The organism is Agrobacterium sp. a22-2, assembly GCF_012276985.1.
Lineage (GTDB): Bacteria > Pseudomonadota > Alphaproteobacteria > Rhizobiales > Rhizobiaceae > Allorhizobium.
Window position 1 is genome coordinate 169,461 of the sequence record NZ_JAAXMM010000009.1, and the last position, 21,968, is coordinate 191,428.

21 protein-coding genes are annotated in these 21,968 nt (G+C 61.8%); 11 read left to right on the forward strand and 10 right to left on the reverse strand.

All coding sequences use genetic code 11. The features are described 5' to 3' along the window. Positions 1-115 precede the first annotated feature (115 nt). Both parE and HFC70_RS15640 read left to right on the forward strand, forming a co-directional pair. A complete protein-coding gene (parE, locus tag HFC70_RS15635; RefSeq protein ID WP_168474196.1) occupies positions 116-2,167 on the forward strand; it encodes a DNA topoisomerase IV subunit B in 2,052 nt (683 codons plus the stop codon). 251 nt (positions 2,168-2,418) lie between these two features. Next, a complete protein-coding gene (locus HFC70_RS15640; RefSeq protein WP_168474301.1) occupies positions 2,419-3,582 on the forward strand; it encodes an AI-2E family transporter in 1,164 nt (387 codons plus the stop codon). Positions 3,583-3,616: 34 nt separating this feature from the next. On the opposite strand, the gene HFC70_RS15645 is transcribed toward HFC70_RS15640, so the two are convergent. Continuing rightward, positions 3,617-5,344 (reverse strand): ABC transporter ATP-binding protein, encoded by a 1,728-nt coding sequence (locus HFC70_RS15645; RefSeq protein ID WP_168474197.1) that lies wholly within the window; start codon positions 5,342-5,344, stop codon positions 3,617-3,619. Positions 5,345-5,677: 333 nt separating this feature from the next. Here HFC70_RS15645 and HFC70_RS15650 point away from each other — a divergent pair, with 333 nt between their 5' ends. Both HFC70_RS15650 and HFC70_RS15655 read left to right on the forward strand, forming a co-directional pair. Beyond that, positions 5,678-6,811 carry an esterase-like activity of phytase family protein gene (locus HFC70_RS15650; protein WP_168474198.1) on the forward strand — a complete coding sequence of 378 codons (1,134 nt, stop codon included), beginning with the start codon at positions 5,678-5,680 and terminating at the stop codon, positions 6,809-6,811. A gap of 190 nt (positions 6,812-7,001) precedes the next feature. After that, entirely contained in the window at positions 7,002-7,439 is a 438-nt protein-coding gene (locus tag HFC70_RS15655) for a hypothetical protein (protein ID WP_168474199.1), read from the forward strand. A gap of 25 nt (positions 7,440-7,464) precedes the next feature. Here the strand turns inward: HFC70_RS15655 and HFC70_RS15660 are convergent, their stop codons facing one another. Further along, on the reverse strand, positions 7,465-8,601 hold the full coding sequence (locus HFC70_RS15660) for a DUF2336 domain-containing protein (protein ID WP_168474200.1): 1,137 nt from the start codon (positions 8,599-8,601) through the stop codon (positions 7,465-7,467). Between the two features lie 89 nt (positions 8,602-8,690). Here HFC70_RS15660 and HFC70_RS15665 point away from each other — a divergent pair, with 89 nt between their 5' ends. Continuing rightward, positions 8,691-9,464: a hypothetical protein gene (locus HFC70_RS15665; RefSeq protein WP_168474201.1), complete on the forward strand. Its 774-nt coding sequence runs from the start codon at positions 8,691-8,693 to the stop codon at positions 9,462-9,464. On the opposite strand, the gene HFC70_RS15670 is transcribed toward HFC70_RS15665, so the two are convergent. Both HFC70_RS15670 and HFC70_RS15675 read right to left on the reverse strand, forming a co-directional pair. Continuing rightward, positions 9,461-10,078, reverse strand: a complete 618-nt coding sequence (locus tag HFC70_RS15670) for a flavin reductase family protein (protein ID WP_168474202.1) — start codon at positions 10,076-10,078, stop codon at positions 9,461-9,463. The genes HFC70_RS15665 and HFC70_RS15670 overlap by 4 nt on opposite strands. Next, positions 10,078-10,662 carry a nitroreductase gene (locus HFC70_RS15675; RefSeq protein ID WP_168474203.1) on the reverse strand — a complete coding sequence of 195 codons (585 nt, stop codon included), beginning with the start codon at positions 10,660-10,662 and terminating at the stop codon, positions 10,078-10,080. The genes HFC70_RS15670 and HFC70_RS15675 overlap by 1 nt, the downstream gene beginning before the upstream one ends. Before the next feature lie 118 nt (positions 10,663-10,780). Here HFC70_RS15675 and HFC70_RS15680 point away from each other — a divergent pair, with 118 nt between their 5' ends. After that, a complete protein-coding gene (locus HFC70_RS15680) occupies positions 10,781-11,728 on the forward strand; it encodes a hypothetical protein (protein WP_168474204.1) in 948 nt (315 codons plus the stop codon). Between the two features lie 9 nt (positions 11,729-11,737). On the opposite strand, the gene HFC70_RS15685 is transcribed toward HFC70_RS15680, so the two are convergent. The 4 genes from HFC70_RS15685 to HFC70_RS15700 form a co-directional block, all read right to left on the reverse strand. Further along, positions 11,738-12,580: a lysophospholipid acyltransferase family protein gene (locus tag HFC70_RS15685; protein ID WP_168474205.1), complete on the reverse strand. Its 843-nt coding sequence runs from the start codon at positions 12,578-12,580 to the stop codon at positions 11,738-11,740. Positions 12,581-12,694: 114 nt separating this feature from the next. Next, the gene (thrS, locus tag HFC70_RS15690) at positions 12,695-14,683 is read right to left on the reverse strand and encodes a threonine--tRNA ligase (RefSeq protein WP_168474206.1); all 1,989 of its coding nucleotides are present in this window, start codon (positions 14,681-14,683) and stop codon (positions 12,695-12,697) included. A gap of 136 nt (positions 14,684-14,819) precedes the next feature. Then, on the reverse strand, positions 14,820-15,191 hold the full coding sequence (gene yidD / locus HFC70_RS15695) for a membrane protein insertion efficiency factor YidD (protein WP_168474207.1): 372 nt from the start codon (positions 15,189-15,191) through the stop codon (positions 14,820-14,822). 56 nt (positions 15,192-15,247) lie between these two features. Continuing rightward, positions 15,248-15,697: an iron-sulfur cluster assembly scaffold protein gene (locus HFC70_RS15700; protein WP_168474208.1), complete on the reverse strand. Its 450-nt coding sequence runs from the start codon at positions 15,695-15,697 to the stop codon at positions 15,248-15,250. Between the two features lie 294 nt (positions 15,698-15,991). Here HFC70_RS15700 and folE point away from each other — a divergent pair, with 294 nt between their 5' ends. The 3 genes from folE (at position 15,992) to HFC70_RS15715 (ending at position 18,157) form a co-directional block, all read left to right on the forward strand. After that, a complete protein-coding gene (folE, locus tag HFC70_RS15705; RefSeq protein WP_168474209.1) occupies positions 15,992-16,597 on the forward strand; it encodes a GTP cyclohydrolase I FolE in 606 nt (201 codons plus the stop codon). Positions 16,598-16,628: 31 nt separating this feature from the next. Further along, positions 16,629-17,090, forward strand: a complete 462-nt coding sequence (gene hisI / locus HFC70_RS15710) for a phosphoribosyl-AMP cyclohydrolase (protein WP_168474210.1) — start codon at positions 16,629-16,631, stop codon at positions 17,088-17,090. A 107-nt stretch (positions 17,091-17,197) separates the two neighbouring features. Beyond that, the gene (locus HFC70_RS15715) at positions 17,198-18,157 is read left to right on the forward strand and encodes a patatin-like phospholipase family protein (RefSeq protein ID WP_168474211.1); all 960 of its coding nucleotides are present in this window, start codon (positions 17,198-17,200) and stop codon (positions 18,155-18,157) included. Between the two features lie 81 nt (positions 18,158-18,238). On the opposite strand, the gene HFC70_RS15720 is transcribed toward HFC70_RS15715, so the two are convergent. Together HFC70_RS15720 and HFC70_RS15725 are read right to left on the reverse strand one after the other, a co-directional pair. After that, positions 18,239-18,673 carry a CBS domain-containing protein gene (locus HFC70_RS15720; protein ID WP_168474212.1) on the reverse strand — a complete coding sequence of 145 codons (435 nt, stop codon included), beginning with the start codon at positions 18,671-18,673 and terminating at the stop codon, positions 18,239-18,241. Positions 18,674-18,815: 142 nt separating this feature from the next. Continuing rightward, complete coding sequence (locus HFC70_RS15725; RefSeq protein ID WP_168474213.1) at positions 18,816-19,577, reverse strand: rhomboid family intramembrane serine protease; 762 nt, start codon at positions 19,575-19,577, stop codon at positions 18,816-18,818. Positions 19,578-19,906: 329 nt separating this feature from the next. On the opposite strand from HFC70_RS15725, the gene HFC70_RS15730 reads away from it, so the two are divergent. Next, complete coding sequence (locus HFC70_RS15730; RefSeq protein ID WP_168474214.1) at positions 19,907-20,518, forward strand: PilZ domain-containing protein; 612 nt, start codon at positions 19,907-19,909, stop codon at positions 20,516-20,518. Positions 20,519-21,162: 644 nt separating this feature from the next. Then, positions 21,163-21,717: a transglutaminase-like cysteine peptidase gene (locus tag HFC70_RS15735; protein WP_246735819.1), complete on the forward strand. Its 555-nt coding sequence runs from the start codon at positions 21,163-21,165 to the stop codon at positions 21,715-21,717. The last annotated feature ends 251 nt before the right edge of the window (positions 21,718-21,968 follow it).

Below are 21,968 nucleotides of genomic sequence, written 5' to 3' on the forward strand. Positions count from 1 at the left end.
CGCCTTTCTGGCAAAATCCAGCCGATTCGCAAGACTGACACGGACATGCGGCGAGAGTTGCGCACGGCATTCCGGCCCTCGTGCTGCCAGATGGAACAGATTATTGAACGACGCCATGAACGATGACAGCGATCTCTTTGCCGGCCTGCCGCTTGCCCCCAAGCCGGAAACGACCACCCCTGCCCCGAAAGCGCCAGCCGCTCCGGTCGAAAAGCCGCGCGTGGCGCAGACCAGCAGCGAGAGCGAATACGGCGCCTCGTCGATCCGGGTGCTGGAAGGCCTCGAGCCGGTGCGCATGCGTCCCGGCATGTATATCGGCGGCACGGACGAAAAGGCGCTGCATCACCTGTTTGCCGAAGTCATCGACAATTCGATGGACGAAGCCGTGGCGGGCCATGCCAATTTCATCGACGTTCACCTCGACACGCAAGGCTTCCTGACCGTTACCGACAATGGCCGCGGCATTCCGGTGGAACTGCATCCGCAGGTGCCGGGCAAGTCGACGCTCGAAGTGATCATGACCAAGCTGCATGCCGGCGGCAAGTTTGACGGCAAGGCCTACGAGACGTCAGGCGGCCTGCATGGCGTCGGCGTGTCGGTGGTCAACGCGCTGTCCGACCTCCTCGAAGTGGAAGTGGCCCGCAATCGCAAGCTCTACCGCCAGACCTTTTCGCGCGGCGTGCCGGTCGGCGGGCTGGAGGAGCTGGGCGAAGTCCACAATCGCCGCGGCACGCGGGTTCGCTTCCATCCCGATCCGCAGATTTTCGGCGACCATGCGAAATTCGATCCGGGCCGGATTTTTCGCATGGCACGTTCCAAGGCCTATCTCTTCGGCGGCGTCGAGATCCGCTGGTCCTGCGATCCGGGCATGGTGCCGGAGGGTGGCGACATTCCGGAAAAGGCCGTCTTCCATTTTCCAGGCGGCCTGAAGGATTATCTGGCGGCCACGCTCGGCAAGGACTTTACCGTCACCCGCGAGATCTTTGCCGGCCGGACGGACAAGAGCGGCGGGCATGGCGCCATGGAATGGGCGGTCACCTGGTATGGCGGCGATCCGCAGCTGCATTCCTATTGCAACACCATTCCGACGCCTGAAGGCGGCACCCATGAGGCGGGCCTGCGCATCGCCCTGACCAAGGGCCTGAAGAACTATGCCGAACTGACGCAGAACAAGCGCGCCCGGGAGATCACCACCGACGATGTGATGATTTCGGCGGTCGGTATGCTGTCGGTGTTCATCCGCGAGCCGGAATTCGTCGGCCAGACCAAGGACAAGCTGGCGACCGTCGAGGCGCAGCGTCTTGTCGAAAACGCGCTGCGCGACCCATTTGACCATTATCTCGCCGACAACCCGAACGAAGCGGCCAAGCTGCTCGAATGGGTGATCGAGCGCGCCGAGGAGCGGCTGCGCCGGCGCAAAGAGAAGGAAGTCAACCGCAAGTCGGCGGTGCGCAAGCTGCGCCTGCCCGGCAAGCTGGCCGACTGCTCGCAGAACACCGCCGAGGGCGCCGAACTGTTCATCGTCGAAGGCGATTCGGCCGGCGGCTCGGCCAAGCAGGCACGCAACCGCTCGAACCAGGCCATCCTGCCGCTGCGCGGCAAGATCCTCAACGTGGCGAGTGCCGGTCGCGACAAGCTGACGGCCAACCAGCAGATCGGCGACCTGATCCAGGCGCTGGGCTGCGGTACGCGGTCGAAATATCGCGACGAGGACCTGCGCTACGAGCGCATCATCATCATGACCGATGCCGATGTCGACGGCGCCCATATCGCCTCGCTTTTGATCACCTTCTTCTATCAGGAAATGCCGGAGCTGATCCGCGGCAACCATCTCTATCTGGCCGTGCCGCCGCTCTATGTCATCCGCCAGGGCGCCAAGACCGCCTATGCCCGCGACGACATCCACCGCGCCGAGCTGATGGAGACCATGTTCAAGGGCAAGAAGGTCGAGATCGGCCGCTTCAAAGGCCTTGGCGAAATGATGCCGGCGCAGCTGAAAGAAACCACCATGGATCCGGGCAAGCGCATGCTGCTCAGGGTGGCGATCGACGATGTCGATTTCGAAGGCACGCGCGACGCCGTGGATGCGCTGATGGGCACCAAGCCCGACGCCCGCTTCCGCTTCATCCAGGACCGGGCGGCCTTTGCCGAAAACCTCGATATCTGACGAAACGGCCGGTGCGCTGGGATGGTTCTGTTACGCTCCAGCGCTCGATTTGTCTGCTTTGCGCCGAATATGACAGGATGAAGATAGCCGCGTCGGTTTCCAGATTGGAATTGCGCTGGCAGCCCGAGGATACTATCTCAGGGTCTCGATAGCCGGCGCTTGCGTTGCATCCGCGAAATCGTTCATAGTCTTGGCTGTGCAAACAGGAAGTATTCATCGTGCGAAAAAAAGAGGATCGCAGTCCCCAGGACATGCCGCGCTGGCTGGGGCCGGTAACTCCGAGCCGGACGGCGCTCGTCACGCCGATTTCCGCCGCACGCTGGCTGATGTTTCTGATCGCCGTTGCCGCGATCTACTTCTTTCACGGTTTCATCGTGCCGGTTCTGGCGGCCCTGGTCATCGCCTTTGCCAGCTGGCCGCTCTATCGCAAGCTGCTGGCCAATGTCGGCGGCAATAAAACCATCGGCGCAACGCTTGCGATCCTGCTGATCCTGGCCTTCCTGGTCGTGCCGATCGGCATCGCGGCGACCTATACCGTCGGCGAATTGCGTGTACTGATCGGCTGGGCGATCGAGGCCAACCGATCCGGATCGCCGCCGCCGGACTGGATCGTGGCGCTGCCGCGCGTCGGGATATGGTTGGGCGAACAATGGGACCGGCACATCGGCTCGCCGGGGGCTATCGGCGAGCTTGTGCAGCTGGTCAGCGGCGCCAATATCGGCAATATCTACCGGGCGGTGATTGCGGCGGGTGACGGGGCCTTCCATCTGCTGCTCACCATGCTGTTCATGCTGATTGCCCTGTTCTTCGTCTATCGCGACGGTGCGTCGTTTGCCCGGCAGCTCGACCTTCTCGGCGAGCGCATCCTGCCCTTGCGGTGGGAACGAATGTCGCGGGTGGTGCCGGCGACCATCAGTTCGACCGTGACCGGCATGACGCTGATCGCGATCGGCGAGGGCTTCGTTCTCGGAATCGCCTATTGGCTGGCCGGCGTGCCATCGCCCGTGACGCTGGGTGTCCTGACCGGCGTCCTGGCGCTGGTACCGGGTGGCGCTCCCCTCTCCTTCATCCTTGTCAGCGGCTATCTGCTGGCGCGGGGATCCTATATCGCCGGATTCAGCCTATTCATCTGGGGCACGGTCGAACTGTTCATCGTCGACAAGACGGTGAGGCCGCGTCTGGTCGGTGGACCGATCAAGCTGCCGTTCCTGCCGACCTTTTTCGGGCTCGTCGGCGGCGTCAAGACCATGGGCTTCCTCGGCCTGTTCATCGGCCCCGTCCTGATGGCGCTGATCGTGGCGATCTGGCGCGAATGGATGCGGGAAATCGAACTTTCCGATGTGACGGAGCCGGTTGCCGCACCACCACCGATACCGGACGAGCCACCGGCCGCCAAGAAAGTGTCGTCCGCCTGACCGGACGGCGCCCGGCCAAGCCGAACACCACCGCCTATTCTGCCGCCTGGATGCCAAACTGGGCGTCATAGAGCCGGCTATAGGGGCCCTTGGCGGCAATCAACTCCCGATGGGCGCCGACTTCGGCAATGCCGGTCTCGTCGACCACGACGATCCGCGCGGCGTCGCGGATGGTGGCCAGGCGATGGGCGATGATCAGTGTCGTACGGCCCTTGGCAAGCTCGCCCAGCGATTGCTGAATGGCGCGCTCGGTTTCCGTGTCGAGCGCCGAGGTCGCCTCGTCGAGGATCAGGATCGGCGGGTTTTTCAGGAACATGCGGGCGATTGCCAGCCTCTGCTTCTGGCCGCCGGACAGTTTGACGCCGCGCTCACCGATGACCGTATCGAGGCCTTCCGGCATGGCGGCGATGACGCCGTCAAGCTTGGCGCGGCGAGCCGCCTGCATCACATCCGCGTCGCTGGCTCCGAGCTTGCCATAGGCGATATTCTCGCGCACCGTGCCACCGAACAGGAAGACGTCCTGCTGGACGATGCCGATCTGGCTGCGCAGCGAGGCGAGCGTCATCCGGCGAATATCGATGCCGTCGACCGTGATGGCGCCGCCCAGAACATCATAAAAGCGCGGCAGCAGCGAACAGAGCGTCGTCTTGCCGGCCCCGGAGGGACCGACAAAAGCCACCGTCTCGCCAGCGCGGATCTCCAGATCGATATGGCGCAGCACCGGCTTGCCCTCGCTATAACCAAAGCTGACATCGCGATAGGCAATATCACCCTTGAGCGCCGGCGCCGCGATAGCGTCGGCGGCATCGGCGATATCGGGGGCGGTGTCCATCAACTCGGTAAAGCGGCGGAAGCCGGCAATGCCCTTGGGATAGGTCTCGATCACCGAATTGATCTTTTCGACCGGCCGGAAAAAGACGCCGACCAGCAGAAGGAAGCTGACGAAGCCGCCATTGGTCAATTCGCCCGACAGGACGAAATAGGCGCCGGCGATCATCACGATCATCTGGATCAGCCGCATGCTCATGTAGCTGAGCGAGGTGCTGGCGGCCATGATGCGATAGGCGGCGAGCTTGGTCAGTCGGTAGTTCTGGTTGTCGGTCTCGAACAGCGAGCGTTCGTGGTCCTCGTTGGCAAAGGCCTGGACGACGCGGATGCCACCGACATTTTCCTCGATGCGGGCGTTGAAATCGCCGACGCGACCGTAGAGCGCCCGAAAATTGGCGGTCATGCGGCTGCCGTAGCGGCTGGTGACCCAGGCCGTCAGCGGCACGACGATGGCCGTCAGCACGGCCAGCTGCCAATTGATCGACAGCATCAGCAGGAAGGCGCCGATGAAGGTCATGATGGCGATGAACAGGTCTTCCGGTCCGTGATGGGCGACCTCGCCGATCTCTTCCAGGTCCTTGGTCAGCCTGCCGACCAGATGGCCTGTCTTCTCATTGTCGAAATAGCGAAACGACAGTTTCTGCACATGGCTGAAGGCCAGGCGGCGCATGTCGGTCTCGATATTGATGCCGAGCATGTGGCCCCAATAGGTGACCGTCGCCATCAGGCCCGTGTTGATGGCGTAGATCGCCAAGAGACAGATCGAGGCTGTGACGATCACCGCCCATTCGCCGCCTGGCAGCAGGTCATCGACAAAGACCTTCACGGCCATGGGAAAGCCGAGTTCCAGCAATCCTGAGATGATGGCGCAGGAAAAATCGAGAATGAAAAGCCCTCGATAAGGGCGATAATAGGCAAAAAACCGCCTCAGCATGACTATCGGACTTTCTGCGCTTTGGCCTTGCCGCATGGACGACATGCGTGCGCCGGCGCTCTATCAACAAACTTGTCGTTTCCTCTCATATTTCCGTCGGCAGGCCAAGACCCGGCCGACAATTTGAGAGCAATCGCCGCTTATCGGCCGTATTCGCCTCCACGGTTGGCGCCACCCAAAGCCATCCGGAACGGTCGGTTGTCACCGAATCGACAAGGAACGGTAATACCGCCGACAAGAAAAAGGGGCACGAATGGCGATATGGCAACGGTTCGGCGCGGTCACGCCGACCGATCGCCTCGCCGTTGTCGTCACACCATTTGAGAGAGAGCCATGTTGAGATTGTCGCTTTCCGCCACTGCCCTTTGCCTGATCATCGCCGTGGCTCCGGCCGGCGCGCTGGAGACCGGGAAAAGCTTCGACCTGCCCTGCCCGTTCGGTGACTGCCAGGCGGGCATGGCGCTTGCCTATCTCGGCGAATTCTCGATCCCGACCGGCGAGATGGTCGACGGGATCGAGTTCGGCGGCATTTCGGGCCTCGATTTCGACGCCTCGACCGGCCGGTATATCGCGATCTGCGACGATCGTTCGGAAAAAGGCCCCGCCCGCTTCTATGAGCTGGCCATCGATGCGGATGCCAGCGGCATCAAGGGCGTCACCGTCGCCAAAACGGTCACGCTCAAGGACCGAAACGGCGAGGCCTTTGCCGCCAAGACGGTGGACCCGGAGTCGGTACGCATAGGTTCCGAAGGCCTGTACTGGTCCAGCGAAGGCGACGCGAAGGCCGGCATCGCCCCCTTCGTGCACCTGGCCGGGCGGGATGGCACCTTCCTGCGCGAGTTCAAACTGCCGGACGGCTTTGCGCCGACCGCAGACAAGACCAGCGGCATCCGCAACAACAATGCATTCGAGAGCATGACGCTGCTGCCCTCGGGCGACTTGCTGGTGGCGCTGGAAGCGGCTCTCTATCAGGATGGGCCGGCGGCGACCCTGGTGTCCGGCAGTCTTGCCCGCGTCATCCGTTACAACCCGAAATCCGGTGAGCCGACGGCACAATATGTCTATCCCGTGTCGCCTATTCCCCAGGCTCCGGCCAAGGAAAACGGCTGGAACGACAACGGTCTGCCGGAACTGCTGGCACTCGACGATCATCGCCTGCTGGCCGTCGAGCGCGGCTTTGCGGAGGATTTCGGCAGTTCGATCAAACTGTTCATGACGGATCTCGAGGGCGCGACAGACGTCTCGTCCATCCCGTCGCTTGCCGCCGCCGACAAACGGGTCGTGCCGCTGCGCAAGAGCGAATTGCTGGATCTGCGCGCCGTCGGACTGGTTCCCGACAATATCGAGGCGCTGACCTTTGCCAAGGGTTCAGACGGCACGGACCTGCTGATCCTCGCCTCCGACAACAATTTCAACGCCAGTCAGAAAACCCAGTTCTACGCCTTTCGGGTTTTAAACCGGCCGTAGCCGACAGGATCGTCGTGCCTGCGGACAGTGCAAGGGCACGTCGGTCGTCTCCAGCCTCGAAGGGGCGGCCAATTGCGATATTGTGGACGTTGTTGCGGGAAGGACCGAATCGAAAGGATTTTCGCCTTGGTGCTGCTCGATTGTTCGGCATAACGGGAGTTGCCCGATCCTCGTTGCGAAAGCAGGCCCGATGAATACCGCCCTGATCATGATGACCATTCTCGGCTGTGACGACAGCGTCAGCCAGTGCCATTTCATCGCCAAACCCGAGCAGCACTACGTGTCCGTCGAACTCTGCGACGCGGCATCCGAAAAGGTGCTGGAGCGGTATTCCAATGTCAATTATCCGATGGTCGTGGCGGTGTGCCAGCCTCCCGATGCCAAGGACGGTCCGCAGGTTGCGGGCGCGCCGAAGCCCGTCGAACCCGCTCCGGATCTGGCCGCCCCCGTATCGCCGGTGCCCGAAGCGCCGATCCCGGAAGAGACCAAGCGGACATTCGCGGCCAGGGCCGTGGCGCGCATCCGCGAGGCGCTGCCCGGTCGGTCCGATATCCGCATGGTGTTTGAGACACCCGTGCATGTCATCGCCGACAGCTATTCCTGGGTCGCCAAGAAACTGACGCAATAATATCGCTTGAAAAGCGGTTGCCGCCTCAAGCGGCGGCCAAGGCCAGGCCACTGGCATAATCGCGCGCCTTGCGGCGTTGCTCGTCCATTTCCAGGGCCTCGACCAGGTCGAGAAGTCCGGTCACGGCGGTACTCTGCTCGATTCGACGGCATCGCTCCAGAAGGCGCGCCGAAATGCTCTCCAGTTCCACGTCGACGGCAGACTGAACCGCCTGGCGCCACAGCAAGACGGCCTCGACGAAAATGGGGCTGATGGCGCGATCGAGGGCCGCCGATTCGATCAGCGCGCGAACGGCATGCTGGCGGCCCGTGGCGAGGATTGAGCGGACGCGACGCTCGTCGAGACCCGACAGGGACGTGACCGCGCAGGCAAAGAAATCCGCCTTGCCGAGACACAGGATGCGCATCAGGAAGGCAGGTGTGAGCCGCCCGGCCAGGCGCAGATGGTCGACCAGCGCGGGAATGTCCGCGTAAGGCACATTGCCGACGATGACCGCCGTTGCCGCGGCATCGGCCTCGCGGGTGACGCGCTCGATGCGACGGCTGCCGATCGCGGCCTGGACGAGACGGGATCCGGACAGGGCCGCAGTCACATGCTGCACAAGGAGATGGCGGGCGTCGGCCGGCAGATCGTCGCGCTCGATCAGGGCGCCGCGGATGCTGTCGTCATTGCCAAGCCGTTCGGCGATCCGCTTCAGGGAAAATCGGGATATGGCGGCGCTTTCATTCTCAAGCAACACGGCAAGCTCCGGCACATCGCCGATTTCGGCAAGAGCGGCGGCCACGGCGCGTGACAGGCCGCGGCGGGCGGCAATCAGCGAGCGGGCGCAGACATCGCCGCGGCCGGCCAGATCGACCAGATCCGAATCGGTCAGAACCGGCGAGCGCAGGATGACGGCGCAGGCGATTTCCGTCTGGTCCTGGGCGAGCGACACCAGAAGCGGACGCGGTGCTGCGGCCGAATCGGCCAGCGCTTCGGCCAGAGCCAGGCGAACGCGCGGCGACGGATCATCGAGCAGATAGGTCATTGCCACATAGGCGGCGCGGCGTTCGTCGTCTGCCATCGCCGATGTCAGGTAAGCCCGCCCCAGCGCATTGGCCGCTTTCGCACGCTCGACCGTCTTTGCCGTTTCCGCCCAACGAAGAAAAGCCTGTACTATCACTTTCAGTCCCAACCGGTGCAAAGAGGCGACGCTATGACCAAGTGGCCACGACTTCACGCTACCGATAAAAAGTTTATGATTGGTTCACCATGTTGATTAACCATGACAATGCCCCCTCACCGCATGAAGCCATCGTGATTGCGGGGCGCGTCGTCCGCTCTTTGCTGGCCGTACCGGTCTGTGATGAGACACGCCTGGCCAACGCATATTCGAGCCAAGCGGATGGGCTGGTGGTCGATCTGACGGCGCAGGGTGCCACCATGCCGCGGATTGATCTTGCGGATGATTTGGCGCGGCCGGACCGACCCTTGCTATTCTTCGCCACGAAAAACCATGCCGACAGCGAAGTGATGGCGGCAGAGGTTGCTGCCCTGATGACGTTTAGCCCGGCCGGGGTGATTCTCTGCGGCATTACGGTTGGCGCCGATATCCAGCGACTCGACGTGATGCTGTCCGTTGCCGAGGCCCGACTTGGCAGGGCTGCTGGAACGACCGCCATTCTGGCGCTATGCGGTGACAATCCGGCCGGCGTGCTGGCGGCGCAGCAAGGACATGCCGAGACATCAGCACGGCTTGCCGCACTTGGCTTCCATGCTGGACGGCTGGCGCGCGCCCTGCGTCTCCCCGCGCCGAACCCCGGCACGGCGCTTCCAAACGCGATCACCGTTGCCCGCGGGCTGTTGCAGCTTGCCGCGACATCAGCACGGCTCGGCTGCTTCAACTGGCTCGATCCGCACCTGAGCGGCGACCGGCTGGCGGAAACTTGCAAGACGGCACGCGACGAGGGATTTGCGGCCCTCGTCGGAAGCAGTACCGATCAGATCGAGGCGATCAATGCGGCGTTCCGCAACAGCGGCTGCTAGCGGCTGAAACCGGGCCGCACCGGCCTTAGCAGTTCAAAGGTCTCGCTGACATCGCCGAAATCCATGTAGCCGAGCCTTGCCAGCGGGCGGTTGAGGTCTGCTGCGAACCGGCCGTCGCGGATGGCCTTTTCCTGGATATGGATGCCGACCACCTGGCCGAACACCGCATAGGCCTCGGCCTTGTCGCCCGTGAGCGTTTTCAGCTGATGGATTTCCGTCACCCGGCATTCCAGCGCTGCCAGCGCCTCGCCGACATAGGGCGCATCGACCAATTGCCCCTGGATCGCCGTCAGGCCAGCCAAGGCAAATTCATCGACTCCATAGGGCACAGCCACCGAGGACGCGTTGATCTGGGCTGCCAGATCGTAGCCGGCGAAACTCGTGGTGAAGCAGCCGGTCTCCTCGACATTGCGCAGCGAATCCTTGCGGCCGCTGGAGGAGAACATGACGATCTTCGGCCGATCGCTGACGGCATTGAAGAAGGAATAGGGGGAGAGGTTGATCGAACCGTCCCTGCCCTTCGAGCCGATCCAGCCGATCGGCCGAGGTGCTACGATCGCCTTGAAGGGATCGTGCGCCAGGCCGTGATGATTGCCGTCGGTGTCGTAGAACATCAGTCGTCACCACCGACCCAGCTGGTGACGTCTTCGATGGCCGGACGCGGCCGCTCGACCACGGGGAAGGTGCTGGAGCCGATATGGATGAAGCCGGCGACCTTTTCGCTTTCGGCGATGCCGAGCAAGGGATGGGCATCACGGTCATAGGCAAACCATTCGGTCAGCCAATTGGAGAAATAGCCATGGGCATTGGCCGCCATCAGCAGGTTGAGGCAAACGGCACCGGCCGACATCATCTGTTCCCATTCGGGAATCTTGGCGTGGGAGGCGGCGGTGCTGACCACGGCAATGACGACCGGAGCCCGGGTGAACCGCGTCCGCTCGACCTCGATCATCTCGTCGCTTAGATCGGGCTTTTTGACGAGCGCCATGGCCAGCAGCTGTTCACCGATCTTCACCCGCTCGGCGCCGCGATAGACGATGAAGCGCCAGGGTGCCAGTTTTCCGTGGTCCGGGACCCGGACCGCAAGCCGCAGCATATCCTCGATTTCCGTCCGGGACGGACCTGGTTCGCACATCTGGAAGGCCGGCATGGAGCGGCGGATCTTCAGGAATTCGACAAGTTCGCGATTAACATTCATGTTTCTGTGCTTTCGAGGCTATTGGGACGTTCGCTGTGAATCAATTGTCTTGAAATTGCCACCGCATTGCGGTTGAAGTTGCTAGCATTGCTGAGGAAGTCAACCGGTTGCACATTCAATGACAGTCATACCTTTCGCTGCGCGCCTAGTGCTAGCCCTCACGGCTGCGTTGGCGCCTGTCGTTCATGCGAATGGCCAGGATGCCTTCAAGACCTTCAAGCAGCTCGACAGCACGACGAAGATGCCCAAGCTCAATGCGTTTTCCCCGAGCTTGCCGGGGGCAGCCGCTGCACCACAGGGCCAGAGCATTACGTTCGAGGCACGACTGACCAGCGACGGCGAGCCCATGCAGCAGGGCCTGTCCTGGCGCGTGTTCAGTCCTATTCCTTCCGCCGACGGTAAGCTGCCGCTTTTGGCGAGCGCCGAAGGCGGAACGGCCGATTTCCAGCTGGTGCCCGGCGACTATTTCGTCAACGTCTCGTTCGGCCGGGCCGGCGCCACCAAAAAGCTGTCGATCCACAAGGACGGCACGCTCGACAAGCAGGTGATGGTGCTGGACGCCGGCGGCATGGTTCTGAATGCCGTATCGGGCCCTGACACGCGCATTCCGCCGACCAACCTGAAATTCAAGATCTACTCCTCGGAAGTCCTCGACGATGGCGAACGCGGCCTGGTCATGGACGACGTCAAGGCGAATACGATCGTCAGGCTCAATTCGGGCACCTATCACATCGTGTCCGAATATGGCGACGTCAATGCCGTGGTGCGCGCCGACATCAAGGTCGAGGCCGGCAAGCTGACCGAAGCGACCATCCAGCATCGCGCCTCGCAGATCAATCTGAAGCTGGTGTCCGAACATGGCGGCGAAGCCATCGCCGACACGGCCTGGTCGGTTCTGACCTCGGCGGGCGATATCGTTGCGGAAAGCGTCAGTGCCTTTCCGACCATGGTGCTGGCCGAAGGCGGCTATACCGCCATCGCCCGCAACAAGGACAAGATCTACCAGCAGGAGTTTACGGTGACCGCCGGTCGCAACAGCGATGTCGAGTTGCTGCTCAATCCGTGACAGCCAACCTTAGCTCACCAGGCGCAGTCTGAGCCGACGGCGCACCGGCGCCATGCAAAACACCCGCTCGTAGAGGGTGGCGAGCAGCGCCTTGCGGTCCGACTGTTCGGACATTTCTTCCCACGCGATAACGCCGCCGATCCGCGCGGTAATCGTGCTGCCGGACAGCCGGCGGAATTCGCGGATCAGCAGCGAGATCCGCAGCGTCATCGACAGCTTGCTGGCGATGTGAAACAGCGCGCCGTTCTGGCCTTCAAAATAGACCGGAATGACATTGGCCTTGGCGGCCTGGATGAGTTTTGCCGGAAAGATCTTCCACGGCAGGTCCTGGGCACGGCCGAAACCCTTCTTCGCCGTCGCCACGCCGCCGGCCGGAAAGACGATGACGGTCACGCCTTCCTTCAGCAGCCGCACCGCTTCATGGCGGGTTTGCATATTGACGGCCAGCGCCTCCTTGGTCTCCTCGAAGGATACCGGCAGCGAATAGGGCAGGATTTCCGGCACTTTCAGAAGTTCGTTATTGATCAGCACGCGGAACGGGCGACCAAGCTCTTCCGCCATGGCCAGAACGGCAATGCCGTCGCCGATGCCGAACGGATGGTTGGCGATGATCACCAGCGGACCATCCGGCAGATTGGCCGGCGGCCATTGGCCCTGCAGGTCGAGGCGAATATCGATCAGGTCGAGCATCTTGCCGAAAATGCGATCCGTCTTGCCGACGATGTCGTTGCGCCAGATATCGTAGAGCCGCACATAACGATCGCGGCCGGACAGGCCCTCGATGGAGCGGATGAACCAGCGCTTCAGGCGGGGATCCCGCTCGTTGGCATAGGAAAGCTCTTTGAAACGCATGATCTTCCTCCGGCAATCCGGCATTCTCCCCCGGAGCGCTATAGCAGAGACATGACACGGATGTGACGGATTGTTGACAGGGCCTGTTTGGCAGGCCCTGTCAATGGTGGAAGGTCAGGCGCGGGCGGCGGCCTTTTTGGCGGCCTTGCGCTTCAGATCCGGCGGCGTTGCCTCGTCCGACAGGCTGGCCACGGCGGCATCCAGCGACATCAGCGTCTGGTCCTGCGACCCGAGACGGCGGATATTGACCGTCCGCTCCTCGGCCTCGCGCTTACCGCAGACGATGATCACCGGAACCTTGGTGACCGAATGCTCGCGGACCTTGTAATTGATCTTCTCGTTGCGGAAGTCGGTCTCGACCTGGAGGCCGGCCTCGCGCAAAGCTTCGGCGACTTCGCGGCCATAGTCGTCGGCCTCGGAGGTGATCGTCGCCACCACGACCTGCAGGGGCGCCACCCAAAGCGGCATATGGCCGGCAAAGTTCTCGATCAGGATGCCGAGAAAACGCTCCATCGAGCCGCAGATGGCGCGGTGGATCATCACCGGCTGGGTCTTTTCCGAGTTCTGGTCGATATAGAAGGCGCCGAAGCGCTCCGGCAGGTTGAAGTCGACCTGAGTCGTGCCACACTGCCATTCGCGGCCGATGGCATCCTTCAGGGTATATTCGAACTTCGGACCGTAGAAAGCGCCCTCGCCCGGCAGGATGCCGGTCTTGATGCGCCCGCCGGACTGCTCCTCGATGGTCTTCAATACCTCCAGCATCACGCCTTCGGCGCGATCCCAGAGCTCGTCGGAGCCGACGCGCTTGTCGGGGCGCGTCGACAACTTGACGACCACTTCCTGGAATCCGAAATCCTCGTAGACCGACAGGATCAGGTCATTGATGCGCAGGCATTCGGCCGCCATCTGCTCTTCGGTGCAGAAGACATGGGCGTCGTCCTGCGTGAAGCCGCGCACCCGCATCAGGCCATGCAGCGCGCCCGAGGGCTCGTAGCGATGCACATTGCCGAACTCGGCCAGGCGGACCGGCAGCTCGCGATAGGACTTCAGGCCATGCTTGAAGATCTGCACGTGGCCGGGGCAATTCATCGGCTTCAGGGCAAAGACGCGCTCGTCGTCGGTCTCGTCACCGGCAACCGTCACCTTGAACATGTTGTCGCGGTACCAGCCCCAGTGACCGGAGGTTTCCCACAGCGACTTGTCGAGCACCTGCGGCGCGTTGACCTCCTGATAGGTGCCGGCCAAGCGGCGGCGCATATAGGCAACCAGCGTCTGGAAAATGCGCCAGCCCTTGCCGTGCCAGAAGACGACGCCCGGGCCTTCTTCCTGGAAATGGAACAGGTCCATTTCGCGGCCGAGCTTGCGGTGGTCGCGCTTTTCGGCCTCGGCCAGCAGATGCAGGTAATTGTCGAGCTGTTCCTGCTCGGCAAAGGCCGTGCCATAGATGCGGGTCAGCATCGCATTGTTGCTGTCGCCGCGCCAGTAAGCGCCAGCCACCTTCATCAGCTTGAAGGCCATGCCGATCTGGCCGGTGGACGCCATATGCGGCCCGCGGCAGAGGTCGAACCAGTCGCCCTGATAATAGATCTTCAGATCCTGGTCTTCGGGAATGGCATCGACCAGCTCGACCTTGTAGGCCTCACCCTTGGCCGCAAAGACCTCGCGCGCCTTGTTGCGCGGCCAGATCTCCTTGGTGAAGGGCTTGTTGCGCTGGATGATCTCCTTCATGCGCTTTTCGATCTTCGGCAGATCGTCCGGCGTGAACGGCTCGTTCTTGGCAAAGTCGTAATAGAAGCCATTTTCGATGACAGGGCCGATCGTCACCTGGGTGCCGGGCCACAGTTCCTGCACGGCTTCCGCCATCACATGGGCGGCGTCGTGGCGGATCAGTTCCAGCGCGCGGTCGTCGGTGCGCGTGACGATTTCGAGCTTGCCGGAGGTCACCGGATCGGACAGGTCGCGCAGTTGACCATCGAGCGCAATCGCCACGGCCTTCTTGGCAAGCGACTTCGAGATCGATTCGGCGACATCGCGCCCGGTCGTGCCGGCGTCGTAAACGCGGACAGAACCGTCGGGAAATGTAAGGGAAATGGCTTCTGACATGGGTCTCTCCTTATCCAGTCCCGCCAACCAATGCGGGTGGTAAAAATGGCCGGTTCGAACCGGCTGCTAACGCGCCGCGTGATACTGGCAAAAGCCGACAGAGTAAAGGCTGTCGAGTGAGCAAGCGTCGCCTGATCTATCGCTCGATATCGGACCGGTGCAGGCCGAGCGAAAAATAGCGCCACGGCGTCCACCAGCGATAGCGCGCCTCCAGCGTCTCAGGCACCGGGTCATAGCCCCAGGTGCCGCCCGGCCCGCAGCGCCCGACCCGGAACAGGGTCAGAAAACCGCCCGCCCAGAGCCCATGGCGCGCCACCGCCTCATAGCCATATTCGGAACAGGTCGGCATGTGGCGGCAGGAATTGCCGATGAAGCCGGACAACGTCAGCTGGTAGAGGCGGATGAGGCCCATGCCGAGCAGGCGGTCCGGCGTCTTGCGAAAGGGGCCGGCATAATTGCGGCCTTTGGGTACCGGCTTTTCCGCATCATGGTCGTGGGAGTTGCACATTCAGGCCACACTGGCTTTCGCAAGGCCCGTTGCGGCCTTGGGGGTGCTTTCTTGCTTCATCCGACCTCGGCGACAACAACATTCCTGGCGCCGATCTGGTCGAGACAGTCGACCACGGCATCGAAGGTCAGCATGGTGGAAGCATGGCGGGCCTTGTAGTCCTTGACGGGCTTCAGGTAGCGCATATCCTCAAAGCGGCCGGACGGTCCCTCGCCATCGGATTTCAGCATGGCCAGCATGTCTTCCCGCGCCTGGCGGATCTCGGCGGCGGTGGCGCCGATGACATGGCGGGCCATGACCGAAGACGATGCCTGGCCGAGCGCGCAGGCTTTCACCACATGGGAGAAATCGGAAACGCGCTCACCGTCCATCTTGACGAACACCTTGACCCGCGAACCGCAGAGTTTCGAGTGCTTCTCGGCCACCGCATCGGCGTCATCAAGAACCCCAGTGCGCTCGATATTGCCGGCAAACTCCAGAATTCTGCTGTTGTAGATGTCGTCCATGGTCAAAAGACACTCCAAGGGTCATGTCAGGTCGTTGCCGGTCGAGGCGATTGTCGTCGCCGGCGCAACACTGTGTCGCGCCATCCTTTCTTCACAGGCCGCAAAACCGATCTATATAAGAGAACGTATTATAGAATAAGTGGTGCCGCGGTTCAAAGAGATCAACGGTGTCCATGAGCGTTTGATGCACCCTCAAGAAGGATTGGGCTTGCCAAGATGAGCCGAGTTGCGCATTTACAGGCTGGAAACGCCAAACAGACACGTTCTAAGGTCGCTGACCTGGAGGCCAAGGGCATGGATGCCATTGTGAAGAAATTGCAGCAAGACACCACAAAGCCGAGCCGCGAGGAGGCCGAGGCCGCCGTGCGGGTTCTGTTGCGCTGGGCCGGCGACGATCCGGAGCGCGAAGGCCTGCTCGACACACCGAAGCGGGTCGCCAAGGCCTATGAGGAACTGTTTGCCGGCTATGGCGCCGATATCGAGGACGTTCTCGGCACGACGTTCGAAGAAGTGGCCGGCTATGACGACATGGTGCTGGTGCGCGATATTCCGTTCTTTTCCCATTGCGAGCATCACATGCTGCCGGTGATCGGCAAGGCCCATATCGGCTATCTGCCGGACGGTCGCGTCCTCGGCCTGTCGAAGATCGCCCGTATCGTCGAGGTCTTCGGCCGGCGCCTGCAGACCCAAGAAGCGATGACGGCGCAAATTGCCCTGGCGATCGACGAAAGCCTTGCACCGCGTGGCGTCGCCGTATTCATCGAGGCCGAACATATGTGCATGGCGATGCGCGGCGTCCAGAAGTCCGGATCGACGACGTTGACGACGACGTTCACCGGCATCTTCAAGGACAATGCCACCGAGCAGGTCCGCTTCATGTCCATGGTCCGCGGCCGGTAAACGGTCGCCCTCACGTCCGGAACCCCTTCGCATGGCCATCACCTTCCAAGCCCCGCCTGCCGACAGCCATGCGCTGGAAGCCGCAGGCGCGTTCACGCCGAAATTCGACGCCAACGGATTGCTGACGGCTGTCGTCACCGACAGCCGCGACGGCGAATTGCTGATGGTCGCCCATATGAATGCCGAGGCGCTGTCGCTGACGCTTGAGACCGGCATCGCCCACTATTTCAGCCGCTCGCGCGCAAAGATCTGGAAAAAAGGCGAGACCTCCGGCAATCTGCAGACGGTGACGGAAATCCGGACGGATTGCGATCAGGACGCCATCTGGCTGAAGGTTTCGGTCGCCGGCCACGATGCCACCTGCCATACCGGGCGGCGTTCCTGCTTCTATCGGCGCGTTACGGTCGACGGCGGCGAGGCCCGCCTTGAAATAACCGACAATCACCGGCATTTCGATCCGGATGTCGTCTATCCGGGCGACGATAAAAAATAAGCATCTGCTCATTTGTTGGACGACACCCGGCAGGCGCTAAACGAATTCGTAAACATCTGGTGCTTTGATGCTGCACTGGGAGTCGTTCAGCCAAGAGGGTGTGCAATATGCTGAACTGGAGTTTGAAGGGTCATGCTGCTGCGGTGCCGACGGCACCCAAGGGCGAAACGCCGCTGAAAACCACTCTTCCTCCTGAACAGCTTCCGACACCTCCGCTGAAGACCAAGATCGCACTTGCACTGGGCGGCGGCGCTGCCCGTGGCTGGGCCCATATCGGCGTGCTGCGTGCGCTGGATGAGGAAGGCGTCGAGGTCGGCATGATCGCCGGCACGTCGATCGGCGCACTGGTCGGCGGCTGCTACCTGGCCGGCAAGCTCGACGAACTGGAAGTCTTCGCCCGCTCGCTCACCATGCGCCGCATTGCCTCGCTACTGGATCTGACGATCGGCGGCGGCGGCCTTCTGGGCGGCATGCGGCTGACCAAGCGCATGCAGGAACATCTGGAAGGCTTGAACATCGAGGATCTGCCGCGCCCGTTCGTGGCGGTGGCCTCCGAACTGCACAGCGGCCACGAAGTGTGGATCGACGGCGGCAACCTGGTCACGGCGCTGCGCGCCTCCTATGCCCTGCCCGGCATCTTCGAGCCGGTGCGCTGCAACAACCGCACCCTGGTCGACGGCGCCCTGGTCAATCCGGTGCCGGTCTCCGTCTGCCGCTCCTACGAGCAGCCGCTGGTGATGGCCGTCAACCTGCATTACGACCTTTATGGGCGCTCGGCCGTCGTCAAACACAAGGCGAGCGATCTGGGAATTGTCGATGAAGCACCGCGTTCGCAAGGGCGGCTCGGCATGACCGGCGTGATGGTGCAGGCCTTCAACATCATCCAGGACCGGATCTCGCGGGCGCGGCTGGCCGGCGACCCGCCGGATCTGGCCCTGCATCCGCGCATCAACGATATCGGCCTGTCGGAATTCCACCGGGCCGGCGAAGCGATCGATCGCGGCTATGACGAGGCAAAGGCGAAAATCGCCGAGCTACGCCGCATGCAGGACGCCTACATGCGTTGAGCCGCGACGCGGACTCTTATTCCTTCGCCATTGCCAAAAATCCAAAAAAACCGGCCGCAGACACCCTGCGGCCGGCCCCTATCAGCCGGCGATATAGGCCTTGATCTGCTCGGCTTCCAATTCGATCTCGCGGATACGGGATTTCACCACGTCGCCGATGGAGATGATACCGCACAGCTTACCACCGCTCTCGACCGGCACGTGGCGGAAGCGCCGGGCGCTCATGACTTCCATCAGTTCGTTGACGGTCGCCTCTTCCGCACAGCGATAGACATTGGCGGTCATCATGGTCGAGACCGGTTGTGAAAGACTGTCCTGACCGCCCCGCCCGATCGCGGTTACCACGTCGCGTTCGGTGAAGATGCCGACGATGCGGCCCTCCATTCCCACCACGACGACGGCGCCGATACGGTTTTCCTGCAGAATGCGCGCTGCTTCCGCGAGCGTGATATTCGGACCGACGGTCACGACGTCGCGCCCTTTTTCCTGAAGTATGCTCCTGACTGTAGCCGACATCTTATCCTCCTTCAAAAGGCCGCCGCATGGATCATGCGGCCAAACCACCGCCGCCCCTCCCGCGTCGCTGGTCCGATCCCGAAATGGTGCCCTTATTTAGAAAGGAATGCAATACGAAGTCGCATGCCGCCGGACGCAGGCTTTAAGGTGTGAAGGACCTTGCCGGGCGGTCGAACAGGGCAAACAGCAGGAAGCCGAAGACGAAGCCGCCGATATGGGCATCCCAGGCAACCGCCTGCGACAGATCGCCGAACAGCGGCACACCGACTGCAATCGCTATATTGCCGAACAGCCAAGCGCCGACAAAGACCTGGATCGTGCGATCGCCAAGCGCCTCAAAGACGGAAAGCCGGCGCACTTGAAATCCCATGTCATGCCGGCGGATCTGCCGTCCACCCGCAAAGGCGAAGCGGCAGGCCGCCCCCATCAAGGCCGAAACGACGGCCGAGGCGCCGATCATCAGGGTTGGCTGGCCCCAGTTGACGAGCGCATGCAGCAAGGCGCCAGCGGCCGACGAGGCGATCCAGAACAGAACGAATCGCGTGGCACCGATGCGCCGATAGACCGGGGTACCAAAAGCCGCCAGCCACAAGCTGTTGAACACCAGATGCTCGATTCCGCCATGCAGCAGGGAATAGGTTACCGGTGTCCAGAGCCACTCAAATCCCTGTTCGGACAGCGGATAGACGTAACGCACCGGCGAAAAGCCGAGCGTCGTGACGAACCATTCCTCGGTCGCGGCGTCAAACAGCAGCGATTGGGCGGCATAAATGCCGGCCAGCAGCAGCAGCGACACGAGGATACCGGTCGGCAGATTGAAGACGGGCTCCCGATCCGGCCGCCTTGGCGGCTCGTCGTTGACCGGTCGGTCTTCGCCTTCCGGCGGCTCGGGTATGGCATTCATGGACTGCATCTCTTTCGTGGCGGACGGCGCCGTCAGCCATAGCGCACGGCCGATCGAAAAAAAAGCCGCCCGGTTTGATCCGGACGGCTTCAGGGCCCCCGCAGGATATATCCCGTGCCCGAAAGTCTTGTGCTGGACAACACGATGTCGTGAAGTCTTGACCTGCCAATGCCACATGCCGCCGGCCGGGGCAATCGAAAGGCTTTGTTAACCTTAATTGCAACGAGAAGCGGCAGTTGCACACGAAATCCGAATACTCTCCCAAACCTTCTGTTAACGCCTTGGGAGTAAGACTTTAACCATGGCGCAACGACGCAAGAAGTTATTGTATGTATTCGTTTCAGGCAACGCAGAACAGTAAAACTACGCCCCCCGCCACTCAGCGGGCCTTTCAGCGCGTGACTGTCAATCTGCAGGGGCGCCTGATGCTTGCCAACCAGGACGAGTATGTCTGCTCCGTCGTCGACATGTCGCCGGGCGATGCGCGACTTGCCTGTGCCGGGCGACCGCGCACCCATGAACGGATCATCGCTTATATCGACCATCTCGGCCGGCTTGAAGGCACGGTGCTCAAGCTGACGGAAGACGGCTTCGTCATGTCGCTCGTCGCCACCGAACGCAAGCGCGAGAAACTTGCGGCGCAATTGACCTGGATTGCCAACAAGCACGAACTCGGCCTGCCCGAAGACCGCCGCCACGACCGCCTGACACCCCGCCAGACCCTGACCGAGCTGACGCTCGACGACGGCCGGCGCTATCCCTGCCGGCTGATGGACCTGTCCTTGTCGGGGGCAGCGGTCGATATCGATTTCCGCCCGGCCATCGGCACGGCGGTTCGCCTCGGCAGTATGCGCGGCCGCGTCATCCGCCATTTTCTCGAAGGCGTCGCCATCGAGTTCACCACCTTGCAATCGCGCGAAGCCCTGACAGAATTTCTCTGAGCAGCGCAGTCCGGGCCTTTTGCGGCCCTGTTTCAGCATTTCCGTTTCAGCTCGCCTGCGCCCTGCGCCCGGGAAGAGACCGTTCCGTCGGCCTTTTCCGCAGCACCCGGCCGCATGACCGAAGCCCATCGCCCCAAAATGAACCGGCTCGGGACATTTTCGCCTGGCCAGCCGCACGAATCCTTGGCTATGGGCCAAACTTTTTCGTCTCATTTTGATAACCTATTTCCCTGCAATTTGAATAGAATCGAAGCATTGCCCTAACGGGACCGCGTTCGTGGCGCGCCGTACGGATAGATCGGGGATCTTTCGGGCCTGCCGGTGTCTGTTTTCCTGTTTTGAATTTTCGAAGTTATATTTATATTTTTCAGTATTTTAACGCTGAAATCGACACCGCTGGCCGGCCCGATCGTTCAAATTTTCCGAAAATTTTCGTCAAATGTCCGACAAATACAACTCGAATTTTATTCTCTATTTATTCTTATAACTTCTAGTTTTTACTTGATTTAATACTGTATTTTACCACGATATTTTGCGAGCGATAAAATTGTCGGTGCCATTGTCTCCTCATCACGGGGAGACAAGAAATGACAAACAAGAAGACTTTGGGACTTTCCCTCCTGACTGCCATCATCACCGGCGCCATGACGCTGCCGGCATCCGCCCTGCCCGCCAACATGCGGCTGGCCGGCAAGGCCAATCCACCGATCGGCCACTACGAATTCTGCAAGACATACGGTGACGAGTGCCGAGCCAAGCAATCGGATCCAGGCCCGGCGCCGCTCACCGAAGCGCGCTGGAAGGAATTGCTGGATGTCAATTACACCGTCAACGCGGCAGTCCAACCGCTGACCGACCAGGAGATCTACGGCGTCGAGGAGCGCTGGGACTATCCAAGCAGCGTCGGCGACTGCGAGGATTTCGCCCTGCAAAAGCGCAAGCTGCTGATCGAGCAGGGCTTCGAGCCATCCGACCTGCTGCTGACCGTAGTGCTGCAGCCCAACGGCGAAGGCCATGCGGTGCTGACCGTCAGGACGGATCACGGCGACTTCATTCTCGACAACATGCGCAACAAGGTGCTGCTGTGGTCGGATACGGAATATACCTATCTCAAGCGCCAGTCCTCGGATGATCCGGGGCGTTGGGTCAAGCTCCAGGACGGCCGCGCCACGGCCGTCGGCAGTGTCAAGTCGCAGTAATCCGAGCAGACGACAGCCAATTTTGCCATTGGCCCGGTCAGTCCCCCCCGCATACCCGTCCCCGACCGGAGCCAAGAGCCGGTCCCGCTCCCCGCGGGACCGGCTCTCCCTTTTTCGGCCGTAGCAACCAGATAGCCGCCGCCCGCTTTCGCAGCGCAATCGTCGCGCAAGCCAAGGCGCTCACGTTTACCGCCGATTAACCATATTGCATCAATTTTTGAATTCGCGTGATCGACTCTCCACGGATTCGG

Bases quoted from the DNA above. Each gene is read 5' to 3' on its own strand.
- HFC70_RS15675 (WP_168474203.1), bottom strand. From the start codon at position 10,662: ATGAATGTTAATCGCGAACTTGTCGAATTCCTGAAGATCCGCCGCTCC.
- HFC70_RS15720 (WP_168474212.1), bottom strand. From the start codon at position 18,673: ATGTCGGCTACAGTCAGGAGCATACTTCAGGAAAAAGGGCGCGACGTC.
- folE (WP_168474209.1), top strand. From the start codon at position 15,992: ATGGATGCCATTGTGAAGAAATTGCAGCAAGACACCACAAAGCCGAGC.
- HFC70_RS15680 (WP_168474204.1), top strand. From the start codon at position 10,781: ATGACAGTCATACCTTTCGCTGCGCGCCTAGTGCTAGCCCTCACGGCT.
- HFC70_RS15665 (WP_168474201.1), top strand. From the start codon at position 8,691: ATGTTGATTAACCATGACAATGCCCCCTCACCGCATGAAGCCATCGTG.
- HFC70_RS15735 (WP_246735819.1), top strand. From the start codon at position 21,163: ATGACGCTGCCGGCATCCGCCCTGCCCGCCAACATGCGGCTGGCCGGC.
- HFC70_RS15715 (WP_168474211.1), top strand. From the start codon at position 17,198: ATGCTGAACTGGAGTTTGAAGGGTCATGCTGCTGCGGTGCCGACGGCA.
- HFC70_RS15725 (WP_168474213.1), bottom strand. From the start codon at position 19,577: ATGAATGCCATACCCGAGCCGCCGGAAGGCGAAGACCGACCGGTCAAC.
- thrS (WP_168474206.1), bottom strand. From the start codon at position 14,683: ATGTCAGAAGCCATTTCCCTTACATTTCCCGACGGTTCTGTCCGCGTT.
- HFC70_RS15640 (WP_168474301.1), top strand. From the start codon at position 2,419: ATGCCGCGCTGGCTGGGGCCGGTAACTCCGAGCCGGACGGCGCTCGTC.
- hisI (WP_168474210.1), top strand. From the start codon at position 16,629: ATGGCCATCACCTTCCAAGCCCCGCCTGCCGACAGCCATGCGCTGGAA.
- HFC70_RS15650 (WP_168474198.1), top strand. From the start codon at position 5,678: ATGTTGAGATTGTCGCTTTCCGCCACTGCCCTTTGCCTGATCATCGCC.
- HFC70_RS15700 (WP_168474208.1), bottom strand. From the start codon at position 15,697: ATGGACGACATCTACAACAGCAGAATTCTGGAGTTTGCCGGCAATATC.
- HFC70_RS15685 (WP_168474205.1), bottom strand. From the start codon at position 12,580: ATGCGTTTCAAAGAGCTTTCCTATGCCAACGAGCGGGATCCCCGCCTG.
- yidD (WP_168474207.1), bottom strand. From the start codon at position 15,191: ATGTGCAACTCCCACGACCATGATGCGGAAAAGCCGGTACCCAAAGGC.
- HFC70_RS15730 (WP_168474214.1), top strand. From the start codon at position 19,907: ATGTATTCGTTTCAGGCAACGCAGAACAGTAAAACTACGCCCCCCGCC.
- HFC70_RS15655 (WP_168474199.1), top strand. From the start codon at position 7,002: ATGAATACCGCCCTGATCATGATGACCATTCTCGGCTGTGACGACAGC.
- parE (WP_168474196.1), top strand. From the start codon at position 116: ATGAACGATGACAGCGATCTCTTTGCCGGCCTGCCGCTTGCCCCCAAG.
- HFC70_RS15670 (WP_168474202.1), bottom strand. From the start codon at position 10,078: ATGTTCTACGACACCGACGGCAATCATCACGGCCTGGCGCACGATCCC.
- HFC70_RS15645 (WP_168474197.1), bottom strand. From the start codon at position 5,344: ATGCTGAGGCGGTTTTTTGCCTATTATCGCCCTTATCGAGGGCTTTTC.